This is a genomic window from Spirulina subsalsa CS-330 (assembly GCF_028330765.1).
In the GTDB taxonomy this organism is placed as follows: Bacteria; Cyanobacteriota; Cyanobacteriia; order Cyanobacteriales; family Spirulinaceae; genus Spirulina; species Spirulina subsalsa_A.
The window spans coordinates 1-15238 of record NZ_JAQMTY010000217.1 but is presented as its reverse complement, the minus strand read 5'-3'; the positions used below and the strand labels follow the sequence as shown (position 1 = coordinate 15238).

Genomic DNA, 15238 nt, shown 5'->3' with positions numbered 1-15238 from the left:
AAGGGGCTTAAACCCCTTGCCCCGCAACCCTTACAGCAGAACATAGACAAGGGGCTTAAGCCCCTTGCCCCGCAACCCTTACAGCAGATCAGCAGACTCATAAAGACGGCGGAGAATCGCGAGAATCTTTTGGCCGTATTGGGGATCAGACGACCATCGCCCCGACAATTGATCCACCAAAGGCGCAATCCCCCGCGTCACAAACCGGAACCGGGGATCAACCACGTCCTGCACGAGGGGTTCTAGGTTGGCGTAGGCCTTGAGGTGTTGAATGTGGGCGCGAACCCCGATTTGGGCACTGGGGAAGGTCGCCCCTTGCGCACCGCCCCCCACCGCACCGAGATCGGCAAAGTTGTTTTGGGAGGGTTTAATATCACCGCCGAACCGGAGGAAATTGGTTGCCAGGCACATTTGACAGAAGGCAATGTCGTAGCTGATTCCTTCGATGGCGGCTTCTTCGCGGTAGAGTTTGGGCAGGTCGGGGAATTCGGCGAGGGCGTTTTCGTTGTTGGCCTTGAGGAACATAATCAGTTGCACCTCGGAGGTGTTGCCCTGGCCGATGATGCGGTCAAACAGACCGGGGCAAATTTGGGAGATGGAGCGGAGCACGACAGTGCGGGTGCTATTTTCCCAACCGACGTTGATGTTGAATTCCCGCAGTTCGATCGCTTTCACATAGACCACGCCGCGATATTGAACGAGGCGAATTTCGGGGCGCTGGGTGAGGTTGACCCCCAGGCGATCCACCAAGTCAACGGGAATGAAGCCGTTACTGTTGACTAAAATGCCTTGCTCGCCGTAGTTTTGCCCGTTGATGCGGATATTGACGACGGGGTGACTTTGTTCGAGGCTGGGGGCTTTGCCGTTGATGTCGCGGCTCCAGGCTTCGAGACCATCGACAATGCCGAGGGCCATGTCGCGGCGACGGTTGAGGAGAAGGGCGCGATCGTCTGGATTGCTGAGAAAGCCCACTTCGAGGAGGAGGGACGGGATCGCGATCTGACGACAGATGCCTAAGCGGCCCACGCCGGTGGCGGTGTCGGGTTTGGAGCCGCGACTGGGAAGCTGGGGCAAACGCCGGATCAAGGCGAGGAGGATCATGTCGCCGTGCTTTTTCCGTTCGGCGTTGCCGGCGATGTAGTAGGCCGTTGCGCCGCGAGCGGTGGGGTTAGAGTAGGAATCACCATGGATTTCGATCGCCACATCCCCGGAACGGGCGCGGGAGTTGATCCAACTAATGCTTTGGTCGAGACTGAGGGTATCGGGGACGGAGAGCACTTCAAAGCCGCGCGATCGCAACTCCGGTACAATCACATCTCGCAGTAAGATCATCTGTTGAGCTTCGGTGGTTCCCCCCGCCAACGCGCCAGGGTCCCACCCATTATTTTCCAAGCCACCATGTCCTGCTGAAACAAAAATCCTACCCATAATCCTTCGCTCTGTTCCTTTAAAGCAATCAACTCAAGTTAATAATACAGAATAGCCAGCTCTCCGCTAGTCTATGATCTTTTGGCTGGAAACTCAGAGATTTTCGGCTTTTTTCCCCTTTTGCGGTTCTCATGGATATTCCTCGCCTTCATCCCGATACGATTCAAGATGTGGAAGATCGCGCCGATATTCTCGACGTGGTGGGGGAGCATGTGGTGCTCAAGAAGCAAGGGAAGGACTATCTTGGCCTCTGCCCGTTCCATGATGAGAAAACACCGAGTTTTAGCGTCTCGCCCACGAAGCAACTGTATTACTGCTTTGGTTGCGGGGCGGGGGGCGGCGCGATTAAGTTTTTGATGGAGGTGGGGCAGCAGTCTTTTGTGGATGTGGTGCTGCGCTTGGCGGAACGGTATCAAGTGCCGATTAAAACCCTCGCACCGGAGAAGCGTCAGGAACTCCAGCGGCAGCTATCCCTACGGGAACAGCTTTACGAGATTTTGGCGATCGCTGCTAGTTTTTATCAGCACGCCCTCCGCCAGCCAGAGGGTGAAATCGCCCTCACCTACCTGACGGAAAAACGCCGCCTTAGTGATCAGACGATCCAAACCTTCGGCCTGGGCTATGCGCCGGGGGGGTGGGAGGCGCTGTATCGGTATTTGGTGGAGGGGAAGCGTTATCCGGTGTTGTTGGTGGAACAGGCGGGGCTGGTGCGGCCCCGCAAACAGGGGGAGGGGTATTATGATTATTTTCGCGATCGCCTCATGATCCCCATTGCTGACCACCAGGGGCGGATCATCGGGTTCGGCAGTCGCACCCTGGGCAACGATGAACCGAAATACCTCAACTCCCCAGAAACGGAGGTGTTCAGCAAAGGCCAAACCCTCTACGGCTTGGATCGGGCGAAGAAAGCGATCGCCCAACAGGATCAAGCCGTCCTCGTCGAAGGCTATTTTGACGTGATTGCCCTCCATGCCGCTGGGATTGAGCAGGCCGTCGCCGCCTTAGGCACAGCCCTTGGAGAAGCCCAACTCAAACACCTCTCCCGCTACACCGACTCCAAACAGATCGTCCTCAATTTTGATGCCGACGCAGCAGGTCGCAAAGCCACCGAACGCGCCATCCGCGAAGTTGAAACCCTCGTTTATACCGGCCAGATTCAACTCCGGATTCTCAATTTACCGGGGGGGAAAGATGCCGACGAGTTTTTGCTCTCTCGACCCGATGCGGTGGAGCAATATCGCCACCAACTGCAAACGGCTCCCCTTTGGTTGGATTGGCAATTGGAGCAGGTGGTGCAGGGGTTGGATTTAAACCAGGCGGATCAGTTTGAACAGGCGGCCCAAGGGATGCTGAAACTGTTACAAAAAATTGCTGATCCCCAAAAGCGCACCTATTACTTAAACATCTGTGCAGAAAAACTCGGCCAGGGCGATCGCCGCCTCATCCTCCGCTATAGCCAAGACCTAGGGAGTCAACTGCGCAGCCCGAAGCGATCGCGCCTCCAACCCCAAAAACGGAGCGATCGCAACCTCCTCGAACGGGCCGAAGAACTCCTGCTCTTTCTCTATCTCCACTGCCCTGGCCAACGCCCAACGATCATTGCTGACCTCGATCAGCGCGATCTGATGTTCAGCCTTTCCCATCACCGCCAACTGTGGCAACAGATCCTCACCCTCGACCCCGACCAGCGCAACCCCCGCCTCATCCAAGCCCTCCAAGCCCAAGCCCTCCAGGCCGAGCAATCCCTCGACAACGTGCAACACCTGTTCCACCTCAGCGAACATCGCCGCCGCGACATTGAACGGGCAGGACTTTTGGTGAAAGCTGCGATCGCCTCCCTTGAACGAGTCAGCTACGAAAAAAACCGCACCTACTGCCTCCACCACTGGCAAACCCTCGATCCCCAAACCGATCCCGAAACCCACGCCTACTATCTCAACGAGTTCTACCGCAACGATCAAAAAATCCGCGAACTCGATCAACAACGCTGCGCCTCCCTCCTCGACGTGATCGAGCTTGCCCCAGAATAATTCCACCGTTGCAGCCTGCAAGTCGATGGAGCAGGATATTTGTTTAAGAGGGGGCTTCCGTAGGGGGGCGATAGGTGACGGTTTCCACCGATCCCGGATTCCCCAACGGCTTCGCTTCTTCATTATTAATCGCAACCACCACGCCGCCAGCATTCCCCGCCATCACCGTGATTTGCTCTTTCGCTTCCCAAGTCCGTTTTTCCCCTTTGGGGAGTGTCCCTTCAAAAACCACACTGCCATCGGCCACCACCCGCAACCAACAATCATCCTGAAGGGTCATCGAGACCACCACTTGATCGCTGGAAATCTGGGTTTCTGTCTGCTGTTGGGGCGGTTCATCCGATGTATTCACAGCGGTATCTTGGACATCCGCCACAGGTTGGGTGGGGGAGGTGTCGTTCGCGGTCGTTTCCGTCGGGGGGTCAGCGTCTTGGGCCACATTGGCAGCCGGGGGACGAATCAAAAGAGACAAACCACTCACAGCGCCAATCAAGACAATGATGTACACCATGTACATGTGAAAGGGGCGCAACTGTGAGGACGACACCGGCTTCCAGGTGGGTTTGATCGATTGGAGTGTGGTTTCCACTGGAAAAGCGGCGGCTAATTCGGCTCCATTAACCTGGAGGGCATCGCCAACCCGCTGAATCAGGGCCCGAATGTAGATGGGTTCAGGCAGTGCATCGCTGTTGGCGGTTTCGATCGCTTCGATCAAGCGCGTGGGGATGCGGGTTTTGGTGGACAGTGCATCCAGGGAGAGCGATCGCTTACTGCGCACCTCGTGGAGATAAAGACCCAGTTCTCTGAGCTTTTCCCCTTGGTCGGAGGTCAGGCGATTATTTGGGGTTAGCATACAGAATTCTCCGCAGTAGTGATCGGCAAGTTGAAGGCAGAAGACGAGGAACTGGGTAACAAGTGCTGCATAATCTCAGCGGAACTGACCGTGCGATACTGACCCGGTGCGAGAAGCTTGGTCTGGGGGGTGTTGAGTTTGAGCGTCCCGATCGCAACCCGGTGTAGGGTGACCACGGGATACCCCAATTGTTCGGCAACCCGACGAATTTGGCGGTTACGACCCTCGTGCAAGATGATACAGAGCCGCGTTTTTTGGGGGGTAACGTCGAGAACAGTCACTTGAGCGGGCTGAGTTTTGCGATGGTTAAGCATGACTCCTGTGCGCCACTGGTGCAAACTGTTCGCACTCGGTTGACCCTTGACCCAAACATGGTAGGTCTTGGGCAGATGATAGCGAGGATGGGTGAGTTTGAGGGTCAAATCACCATCATTCGTTAGTAGAATAGCACCTGTTGAGTCTGCGTCAAGACGACCGACGGGATAAATGCGAGGACGGGTTTTCCCTGGAGGAGTGACACAATCAATGACCGTTTGTCGCCCTTGGGGATCAAGACAGGTGGAGACGACACCACGGGGTTTATTGAGTAACAGGTAGATGGGCGTGGGGGCCGATGCCGTTGTGATGACTTGACCGTCAAGGGTAAGGCGATCGCAATCCGGATCAGCCTTTTGGCCGAGTTCCACGACCTCACCGTTCAGGCACACGCGCCCGGCACGGATGAGGTCTTCTGCCTGTCGCCGCGAAACATTCCCCTGTCGGGCCAAGATTTTCTGGACTCGTTCGGACATAGAGTCGGCAATGACATTGATTCAGTACAACGGTTCACGTTTGTAGTTATAGCGCGGTATGGACTTTAACTATGTACAAATATTACAAGATTTCTGGAACAGTCGTGGGACTCGCATCGTAAATCAGCCAATTTCCGCTTAAATTGGGTTGACAAATCAGGAAAAATCACAATTCAAACACCGTAAATCAAATTTAATGATGATTAAACAGCCGCTATCAACCTGGGTGAGTCATGTTCTGTCCCCGGCTTTGTCATTGTGGTTGCGATCGCAACTCGATCACGTCGAAAACCTCCAGGTGCAGATCACCAGCAAAAACCGCCAACTGCTCACCGGGTTTATCCCCCATGTTGCCCTCAGCGCCGACCATGCCAGCTATCAAGGCATTCATATTCGCCACGCCAGCTTAACCGGAGCCATGATCCGGATCAACGTGGGGCAAATGCTCAAAGGCAAACCGTTTCGCCTCTTAGAACCGGTTCCGGTGCGGGGATCAGTGCGACTCACGGCGGCAGATTTACAAGCCTCTCTTCGCTCCGACCTCCTCGCCACCGGTCTCCGAGATGCCGTAGCCCTGGTGATCCCCGCCCATGACCCGCATGACTTAGCCCTAGAGGCGATCGCCTGGCATCATGTCACCCTTGACGCAGGCCAACTCACCCTAGCGGGAGCAATCCCCGCCGCCACCGAATCGCCCCGAAGCGTTACCCTGCAAGGTGGGTTAAGCTTGGGCGATCCCCACACCCTTTGTTTAGATCCCCTCACCCTGAGCACGGATCGCTTTACCCAGGGTCTGCCAGCTTTTACGATTGACCTAGGGCCTCAGGTGGAACTCGATGAGCTAGCGATCGCGCCAGATCAGATTGTCCTCACCGGCGGCCTCACCATCACCCCAGCAGAAGAGACCCCATGACCGAGCAACAGTTAACTGCGGAACAATACCAACAAAAAATGCAGCGTCGCCAGGCCGTCCAAGCCGAACGCCTCGCCGCAGCGAATAACCAAAAAGGTCTGGTGATCGTCCATACCGGGAACGGCAAGGGCAAAACCACGGCCGCCTTGGGGATGGTGATGCGTTCCCTGGGCCATGGCTATCAGGTGGCGATCGTGCAGTTTATTAAAGGAGCGTGGGAACCGGCGGAAAAAGCGGTGCTGGAACGCTTTGGGGATCAACTCGTGTTTCGGGCCATGGGGGAAGGGTTTACCTGGGATACCCAAGACCGCGATCGCGACATCGCCAAAGCCCAAGAAGCCTGGCACACGGCCCTAGAGTTCATCCGCGATCCCGCCTATCGGCTTGTGCTCCTCGATGAAGTGAATATTGCCCTGAAATTGGGCTATCTCGATGTGGACACCGTTTTGGCGGGACTCGCCGAAAAACCCGAAGATTCCCATGTCATCCTGACGGGACGCGGTGCGCCAGCGGCCTTGATTGAGCGGGCGGATCTGGCTACGGAAATGACCCTGCTCAAGCACCCGTTTAAAGAACAGGGCATCAAAGCCCAAGCGGGCCTCGAATTTTAACCGGCGCGATCGCACCGGCAGGGGAGCGAATCTTGCTAGGATCGAGATTCGCCCCCCTGCCCTCCTCTCCTTACCCTCCCTCGCCCCATGATGATTTTGCGTCGAAGCCTCCGAATTTTGGCCGATCTGCGGTTAGCCATTGTCTTGTTATTAGCGATCGCCCTCTTCAGCATCAGCGGCACTGTGATCGAACAGGGCCAAAGCATCGGCTACTACCAAAGCAACTACCCCGAACACCCCGCCCTCTTCGGTTTTCTCACCTGGCGGGTGATTGGTTTGCTCGGCCTTGATCATGTCTACCGTACCCCCTGGTTCCTCGCCCTCTTAGTCTTACTCGCCGCCAGCCTCACCGCTTGCAGCTATCTGCGTCAATGGCCCGCCCTCAAAACCGCCCGCCGCTGGCACTACTACGACCAGCCCAAAGCCTTTGAAAAACTCGCCCTCAGTGCTGAACTGAGCAGCGGCTCCCTCGCCACCCTTGCCCCCCTCCTCACCGCCAAGGGCTACACCCTCTTTCAAGCAGACCAACAACTCTATGCCCGCAAGGGGTTGATCGGCAAGATTGGCCCGATTGTGGTGCATGTCAGTATGTTGTTAATTCTGGCCGGGGCCGTGTGGGGGTCGTTGAGTGGCTTTTTTGCCCAGGAAGTGATCCCTAGCGGTGCTCAACGGGGGATCACCAATGTGATCGATGCGGGGCCGTTTTCTGCCTCCCAGATCCCCCACGATTGGGAAATCAAGGTAAATCGGTTCTGGATTGACTACACCACTGAGGGCAATATTGATCAGTTTTATTCGGATTTGTCGGTGGTGGATCAAGAGGGTCAAGAGCGCGATCGCCAAACCATTTCCGTCAACCATCCCCTACGCCATCGCGGTGTCACCCTCTACCAAACCAATTGGGGCATCGACGGCGTGCAGGTGCGCGTCAACAATAGCCCCATTTTTCAATTGCCCATGGCTCCCTTGAAAACCGGCAGCAGTGGTCGGTTTTGGGGAACCTGGGTTCCCACCAAGCCCGACATGAGCGCGGGGGTGTCCTTGGTGGCGCGGGATTTACAGGGGTTGCTCTTGGTCTATGGTCAGGATGGGAATCCCATCGGTGCGGTGCGGGAGGGAACGGCGCTGCAATTGGATGAGGATCTGCGCTTAAGCGTGGTGAAGGTGATCGGCAGTACGGGCCTGCAAATCAAGGCCGATCCCGGTGTGCCCTTGGTCTATGCGGGGTTTGGGCTGTTAATGGTGGGGGTGGTGATGAGCTATGTGTCCCATTCGCAAATTTGGGCCCTCCAGGTGGGCGATCGCTTCTTCATCGGCGGCAAAACCAACCGCTCCCACATTCTCTTTGAGCGCGAACTGGTCAGCATCATTGAATCCCTCGAACCCACCCCCGCCCAACCCGATCCCCAACCCACCGCAACGGTTAGCTAACCAGAGGACAAGGGAATCACGCCGAATGCGATCGCCTCACATCTCACCCGCCAAATTTTCAAACTGGGTCAACTCCGGCCGGAACAAGAGGCGTACCGTCCCCGTGGGGCCATTGCGGTGTTTAACGATAATCGCTTCGGCCACGTTGCGATCGGGGGAATCCGGATTGTAATAAGCATCGCGATACAACATCAAGATCAAATCTGCATCCTGCTCAATGCTTCCGGAGTTATGAGACACAATTCCATCCGCCAGCCACGACGCTGGCCCAGGAACGGTCAGATCATAAACAGGTTCTGCCCCCACAGGTTTGATCGCAGCAATCTCGTCCCAATCTAGCGTTGATGTGGTGTATTTTGGCAATCCCGTTCTGCTGCGACGATTCGCGTTACTGTCCCCACGAGCGCGGGTCAGCGTGACTGCAACGTGACTAATTTCACCAGCAACTAACATCGGCATAGAGTTAGCCACAGCCAGGCGATCGCCAACGTTTAGGGCATGGACTGATTGCCACCCATTGAAGGTGTAGAGCCGATGTTTTCCGGTTGCTTTGATTTTGCGACCGCTGACGGTGGTGAGTTCAAACACCGGTTTAACACCCACTTCCCAAACACAATCCGCTTTGGCTGGGATTAAGCGGCCATGCTCATTCATGCTGATCACATCAGGCATTTGCCCCACCAGATTTGCGATCGCAACCCGCCGCCCATCAGCCAGACAAACCAACGTGTCACCCGTGACGCATTCCCTCAAATCCGACATCATCGGGCGTTTATTAGTGCGGGACTCCACGCCGCGACTCAGTTGGGACAGCACCAACACCGGAGCATTCACTTCACGGGCGAGGCCTTTGAGCGATCGCGTCATTTTCGAGAGTTCCTGTACCCGGTTGTCCGTCGTTCCCTCCATCAGTTGCAAATAGTCGATCAGCACTACCCCGATTTGGCCTTTCTTCTCGGCTTGGAGGCGGCGAACTTGCGATCGCAACTGCAACACCGACAGGGTGGCACTGTCGTCAATATAGATGGGCAATTCGGATAATGTCCCAATGGCCGCCGTGATCCGATCCATTTCCGTTGAATCAATCCGCCCCGATCGCAGACGATTACTCTCCACCGCCGCCTCCCCCGCAAGCAACCGCTGGGCGAGTTGTTCTTTAGACATTTCCAAGCTAAAAATTGCGATCGGCAATTGATGAATTTTGGCAATATTCGCCGCTACGTTGAGCGCAAAACTGGTGTTATGAACACAAATATCATTGGCAACAAAATTATGATGGTCGGGAATGGTTAAATCGTAGACTTGTTTATTGCCTTTGGGCGTAATGGCGACAATTTCATCCCAATAGACATCACTCGTCGCGATCGCCTGCATCTCTGGATCGTCTAAATTGATTGGGTCTAGGGCAATCTCTAGATCGAAAAGACCCATTTCAGCGATGAAAATCCCGCATGATTGACGATCCGTAATATCGAGTTGCCACACAGGATAATGCTGATCGTGAGACGTATTTTTAAGACGGGCGATAATATTAAAGCGTAGCAACAGATGTTGAATTTGGCGGGCTAGGGTTTCGCTTGTTGTGGTATATCCAATTTTTGGTTGATTCTGGTTTACAACAATCGCCCAGCCATCAATAACAAAAAGATACGTTAGAAATAGTGCGACTTGGGATTTTTTGAGGGTAAAAATGACCGGCGGTATCGTTTTAAGGTTTGGTGTTACGAATGATTGAATCTGTTCTACAGGAATTTGGGTTGTGCCGAAGACGGGAAGATGACGAGGGACGGCGATTTTTTGGCCGACGGTGAGATGGGCGAGCGATCGCCATCCTTGGATTGTCAAAAATGGATGCGATAACGTCGTTTCAATCCGCCGCCCGGTGCGGGTTTTCACCTCAAAAACGGGCTTGATGCCATCATCCACATACACCGACGGCTGCGTCCAATGGAATCGCCAATCGTCGCCCAACGTCAATAACTCCGCTGTTTGGTGACGATAAATGTCCGCCAGGGTATGAACCGCACCGTTCGCCAAAACGATTTCCGTATCCCCGGTGAGGCATTTTCCCATTGAGGGTCTCCCGGCAATAATCACCAGATCCGATCGCTGAAACCCGCTCGTCATCGCATCCAAATCATAAAATCCGCAGGATAGCCCCGGTAACGTTGTCTCGTCCTGTTGGTTTTCAATCTCCTCAAAGGTTTGGATCAAGGACTCGGAAATATGCACCAAACCCTGTTGCGGTCGCTCCTGGGTCAAACTGAACACCTTCTGTTCCGATTGATCCAACACCTGCTCTAACTCTTGGGTCGTATCGTAGCCCAACTCCGCAATCTCATAGCTGGCCGCGATCAACTGTCGCCGCACATATTTATCCACAATCAGCGTTGCATAGCGGTCAATATTCACCGCCGACACCGTGCGATCCACCAACTGCGCCAGGGTTCCCGTCCCGCCGATGCCCTCTAACTCCCCCTGATCCTGGAGCCAACTGGTCACCGTCATCAAATCGGTGGGTTTGCCTTGGCGATGCACCGTTAACGCCGCCCTATAGATACGACGGTGAATCGAGTTATAAAATGCCTCCGGCGTTAAGAGATCCGCCACCCGACCCATGGCCTCCGGATCGAGTAAAATCCCCCCTAAGATTGACTCTTCTGCCTCCACATTTTGGGGAGGCAGGGCATGACTTAACGCCGTAAAATCATCAGCCATTATTATCGTGTCCCGCAGTCCAATACCCAGTTGAATTGATTAAGCCTCTTCTTGATCGCGAATGGCCTGCCAGCGTTGTTCAAGTTCCGCCTGTTCCGCTTCAAACCGTTCGCGACGGGTTTCAAGTTCCAGGTTTTTAATACTCATTTCCTGGCTCTTGATCGTTAATTCCTGTCGCCACTGTTCGATTTTATCTTCTTGGGCTTCGAGCCAGTGGAGACGACTGGAGTAGTCCGAAAAAGAGGTTAACATTTTGAGCATCCAGTCCTGGGCATCGCGAATGCGTACCGGACTGGCATTGTGATCCAGTTCGACAAGGACTAACATGCCCGGTGTAGTGGGGGTCATGGGGGGGAGATCATCCGGGTGGACGGTCAAGGGTTCAGCCGGTTGCACAACCCAGGCTTGCTCCGCTGTCTGCTCCGCTAAGAGAGCCAGCACCATCCCGTCTACGCTTGAATATTTTCGCACTTGGGCTAAATACAACATACGGGCGATAAGTCAGGGGTGAACAGGGGGCAGTTATTGAAGGCGCATGAGGCGATCGCGAAGGATCTCGGCCTGCTTATTCGCTTCTGCTAACGTTAGTCGCGCACCCTCGACAACCTCCTCCGGAGCTTTATTGACAAAATTAGCATTATTGAGGCGACCCGTCAGACTTTCCGCCTCCTTCTCTACTTTACTTAACTTCTTCGTGAGCTTATCGCGCAATGCGTCCAAATCCACCAAGCCCTGCAACGGAATCAGCACCTGCACCGTCCCGTACACACTCCCAAAGGAGCGGTTACTGGATTCTTCAGAGAGTGCCGAGGTGATCGTCACGGTTTCGCCCTTGGCTAAGGCTTGGATGTAGTAGCGGCCAGCGGTGAGAATATCGCGCTCGCTGGCTTGGTCACTTTGGAGCAAAATCGGAACATTGACACCGGGTTTAATATCAGCTTCAGCGCGGAGATTGCGCACCGTGCGGATTGTGCCAATCAGCAAGGCAAAGTCCGTTTCTAAGGTGGGGTTCACCAAGGTATAGGGACGGACGGAAGCAGTGGCGGGGGCAGAAGTGGCAGCGGGGGCGCTGGGTTCACTGTGGGTGACTTTGGCCCACTGTTCTTCCACATTCCCGATCGCACTCTTCCAAAGGTCTTGCACCTGCTGCAAACTCTTGCGGCGGGGTTCACTGCGCAGCAGGCGTGTGATCACGAACCAGGTGATCACCCCGAAGCCCACCAGTTGAAAACCGGGGGCGATCAGCGGGATTTTATCGAGGGTATTGAGCAGACTCGCCAGAACTTTCAGACTCACGAACCCAACCCCGATAATTGCCACGGCGAGGAGGAGTCGCTGATTTTGGGTGGTGAAGGTACTGAAGAAATAGGGAAGATCGGCGATGAATTGAATCACCGGATTATCGTATTCCTCGCGCACTGGAATTTTGATCTCAGGCTCTGGGCGTTCTGCTGCGGTTTCTTCTGACGATGCAGCCGGGGGGACAATGGGGGGGTTGGGGGGGTCTTCCTCTGGTTGTTGGGCGAGGATTTCATCCACTATGGGATAGGGTTGCAGTGCGAGGGTGGCCCCGTCGGCTTGGGTGAGGGTTTGCCAGATTTCCTCGGTGATGTGGGGCATGAAGGGGTGGAGCAGTTTTAAGGTTCCTTCGAGGATGTAGGCGAGGGTTTGCTGGGCACTGTGGCGGGATTGAGGATCAGCCCCATCGCGGAGACGGGGTTTAACCAGTTCAATGTACCAATCGCAAAAGTCACCCCAAATGAATTCGTAGAGGCCCTTCGCGGCTTCACCGAGGCCGTATTGTTCGAGGTAGTCGCGGGTTTGGGTGACGGTGTGGTAGAAGCGGGAGAGAATCCAGCGATCGCTCAATTCCAAGGCCAAGGCATCGGGCACACCCAAGGCGGCAGGCGTTTGACCATCGAGATTCATCATCACAAATCGCGCCGCATTCCAGAGTTTATTGGCAAAGTTGCGCGAAGCTTCGACGGATTCGGATTCATCGGTGCTGCGATCGTACTGGAGGCTAATATCTTGTCCCGCCCCGGCCACTTCTTTAATGAGGGTGTAGCGCAGGGCATCGGCCCCGTACTTATTGATCAACAGCAGCGGATCAATGCCGTTATTCGCGGACTTTGACATTTTCTTACCGTTCTCATCCCGCACCAGCCCATGAATGTAGATATCCTGAAACGGCATTTTTCCGGTCAAGTAGCCGGACATCATCGTCATCCGCGCCACCCAAAAGAAAATAATGTCAAACCCCGTTACCAAGGTGGCATTGGGAAAATAGGCGGCGAGATCGTCGGTGTCGTTCGGCCAGCCCATGGTCGAGAAGGGCCATAATCCCGACGAAAACCACGTATCGAGCACATCGGGGTCGCGCTCAAGTTGCACATCGTCGCCATACTGAGCCTTGGCTTTTTCCCAGGCTTCGGCTTCGTTGTGGGCCACGATGAAGGGGGTTTGGTCGGTGATTTTGCCGTTGGTGTGATTGACCACGTACCAGGCGGGGATTTGATGCCCCCACCACAATTGCCGCGAAATGCACCAATCCTTCAGCCGCACGAGCCAATCGCGGTACACCTTTGTCCACCGTTCCGGGACGAATTGAGGGGAGTTGTTTTGATCGAGTTCGGTGAGGGCGGTTTGGGCGAGGGGGTCAATTTTGACAAACCATTGGGTGGAGAGGAGGGGTTCGATGGGGACTTTGCCGCGATCGCTATGGGGAACCGTGTGGCGATAGGGTTCGACTTTCACCAATGCGCCCAATTCGTCAAGGGTGGCGACAACATTTTGCCGCGCCTCAAACCGATCCTGTCCGGCAAATTTCCCCCCCAACGGATTGATCGTGCCGTCTTTATTCAAGATCGTGATCATCGGTAACTTGTGGCGCTGCCCCATCTCGAAATCATTGGGGTCATGGGCAGGGGTGACTTTGACGCAGCCCGTCCCAAAGTCCGGATCAACCAATTCATCGCCAATGACAGGAATTTGTCGCCCCAAAATCGGCAGGGTGAGCATTTTCCCGATCAGGCCTTGATAACGTTCGTCGTTGGGGTTCACTGCCACCGCCGTATCGCCGAGCATCGTTTCGGGGCGGGTGGTGGCCACTTCCACAAAGCCGGAACCATTACTGAGGGGATAGCGAAAATGCCAGAGGTAGCCGTCTACCTCTTTGGGTTCCACTTCAAGGTCGGAAACGGCGGATTGGGAGGCGGGACACCAGTTGACGAGGTAATTGCCGCGATAGATCAGCCCATCGTCGTAGAGTTTGACGAAGGCGGTGCTCACGGCTGCGCAGAGGGTCTCGTCTAGGGTGAAACGTTCGCGGCTCCAGTCGGCAGAGAGGCCAAGGCGGCGCAGTTGATCGACGATCGCACCCCCGGATTGCGATCGCCACTCCCACGCCCGTTTTAAAAATTCATCCCGCCCGACTTGATCGCGGTTTGTCCCTTCCTCGCGCAGTTGGCGTTCAAGGATGGTTTGCACGGCAATACTGGCGTGGTCGGTTCCCGGTAAACAGAGGGTATCTTTCCCTAGCATCCGGTTGTAGCGCACCAGGGTGTCAATCAGGGCAGTATTAAAGGCATGGCCCATGTGTAGCCGTCCGGTGACATTGGGCGGCGGAATCACAATACTAAAACTATCCTTGCCGGGGGTGGGTTGGGCATGAAAGACCTGCTGAGTTTCCCAATGGGTTTGCCACTTGGATTCAGTGGTGCTGGGATCGTACTGAGGAGCGAGGGTCGGGATACTAGCAGTCATGCGGGATGGCGTGAAAGGAATAATTTTTGCGCGAATGTATTATCAATTTTGCCACAGGTCTTTCGCTTCTTCGGTGAAAGGGAGGGAAATCACCGGAGGCGATCGCCAAACTGGCCTAAGTCCCGCCAGAATCCTCGCCCCGGTTTGCAAGATGCAAGTATCCCATTCACGCCCCACCCTCTACCCATGTTCCGACTCCGTTCTGTGTTCACGCTGGTGATGGTCTTTTTCCTCACCCTGTCGTCGGCAGCCCTCCCCCCCGCCGCCCACGCTGCCCCCATCACCCGCGACGCTGCCCTAGAGGTGATCAACGATCTCGAAGCCCGCGCCATCCTCACCCCTGAGGTGGCTGCCACCCAGCGCACCTACTACCGCACCCATCCCCAACAGTATCCCCGTAGCCTCTGGCAAAAACTGCGGGGTGTGGTGACCTTTGCGAATGTGATTTGGGCGATCGCCAGTGTCCTGCTCATCCTGGCGATCGGCTGGCTCGTGGGGCTTTATTTCATCGCCCTATCTCAAGTGTCAAAAGAGGACTCCCGTTATAGCCTTCGGCTATAACGGTGAGATGAATTTTGACCAACCAAGAAAACTGAGCGAAGCGAATCCTACAGGGTTGACTTAGTCCTGTAGGAAAGTTAGGATAAGGGGGAATCTCTTCCAAAAGCGATGCTGTCTCTCACTTACGAATTTAAGCT

The 15238-nt window shown here is 55.1% G+C and carries 11 protein-coding genes; 5 read left to right on the top strand and 6 right to left on the bottom strand.

Features of this window, described 5'->3' with window-relative positions; genetic code table 11:
- Positions 1-78: 78 nt before the first annotated feature.
- The gene (gene tftA / locus PN477_RS15110; protein WP_272117907.1) at positions 79-1428 is read right to left on the bottom strand and encodes a hormogonium tapered terminus morphoprotein TftA; all 1350 of its coding nucleotides are present in this window, start codon (positions 1426-1428) and stop codon (positions 79-81) included.
- Positions 1429-1559: 131 nt separating this feature from the next.
- Between tftA and dnaG the strand changes: the two genes are divergently transcribed.
- On the top strand, positions 1560-3458 hold the full coding sequence (dnaG, locus tag PN477_RS15105; protein WP_272117905.1) for a DNA primase: 1899 nt from the start codon (positions 1560-1562) through the stop codon (positions 3456-3458).
- A gap of 43 nt (positions 3459-3501) precedes the next feature.
- On the opposite strand, the gene PN477_RS15100 is transcribed toward dnaG, so the two are convergent.
- Both PN477_RS15100 and PN477_RS15095 read right to left on the bottom strand, forming a co-directional pair.
- Positions 3502-4311 carry a helix-turn-helix domain-containing protein gene (locus tag PN477_RS15100; RefSeq protein ID WP_272117903.1) on the bottom strand — a complete coding sequence of 270 codons (810 nt, stop codon included), beginning with the start codon at positions 4309-4311 and terminating at the stop codon, positions 3502-3504.
- Positions 4305-5102, bottom strand: coding sequence for a pseudouridine synthase (locus tag PN477_RS15095; RefSeq protein WP_272117901.1), 798 nt, complete (start codon positions 5100-5102; stop codon positions 4305-4307). Before PN477_RS15095 ends, PN477_RS15100 begins: the two co-directional genes overlap by 7 nt.
- A gap of 196 nt (positions 5103-5298) precedes the next feature.
- Between PN477_RS15095 and PN477_RS15090 the strand changes: the two genes are divergently transcribed.
- The 3 genes from PN477_RS15090 to PN477_RS15080 all read left to right on the top strand — a co-directional run bounded on the left by PN477_RS15090 (position 5299) and on the right by PN477_RS15080 (position 8057).
- Entirely contained in the window at positions 5299-6015 is a 717-nt protein-coding gene (locus PN477_RS15090; protein WP_272117900.1) for an LmeA family phospholipid-binding protein, read from the top strand.
- Positions 6012-6626: a cob(I)yrinic acid a,c-diamide adenosyltransferase gene (gene cobO / locus PN477_RS15085; RefSeq protein ID WP_272117880.1), complete on the top strand. Its 615-nt coding sequence runs from the start codon at positions 6012-6014 to the stop codon at positions 6624-6626. The genes PN477_RS15090 and cobO overlap by 4 nt, the downstream gene beginning before the upstream one ends.
- 87 nt (positions 6627-6713) lie before the next feature.
- On the top strand, positions 6714-8057 hold the full coding sequence (locus tag PN477_RS15080; protein WP_272147392.1) for a cytochrome c biogenesis protein: 1344 nt from the start codon (positions 6714-6716) through the stop codon (positions 8055-8057).
- 36 nt (positions 8058-8093) lie between these two features.
- Here the strand turns inward: PN477_RS15080 and dnaB are convergent, their stop codons facing one another.
- The 3 genes from dnaB to PN477_RS15065 are packed head-to-tail and all read right to left on the bottom strand — an operon-like array spanning position 8094 to position 14540.
- Positions 8094-10775, bottom strand: coding sequence for a replicative DNA helicase (dnaB, locus tag PN477_RS15075; RefSeq protein WP_272117877.1), 2682 nt, complete (start codon positions 10773-10775; stop codon positions 8094-8096).
- Positions 10776-10814: 39 nt separating this feature from the next.
- Positions 10815-11264, bottom strand: a complete 450-nt coding sequence (locus tag PN477_RS15070; RefSeq protein ID WP_272117876.1) for a hypothetical protein — start codon at positions 11262-11264, stop codon at positions 10815-10817.
- Between the two features lie 33 nt (positions 11265-11297).
- Complete coding sequence (locus PN477_RS15065; RefSeq protein WP_272117874.1) at positions 11298-14540, bottom strand: valine--tRNA ligase; 3243 nt, start codon at positions 14538-14540, stop codon at positions 11298-11300.
- A gap of 186 nt (positions 14541-14726) precedes the next feature.
- Between PN477_RS15065 and PN477_RS15060 the strand changes: the two genes are divergently transcribed.
- Positions 14727-15101, top strand: a complete 375-nt coding sequence (locus PN477_RS15060) for a hypothetical protein (protein ID WP_272117872.1) — start codon at positions 14727-14729, stop codon at positions 15099-15101.
- Positions 15102-15238 lie beyond the last annotated feature (137 nt).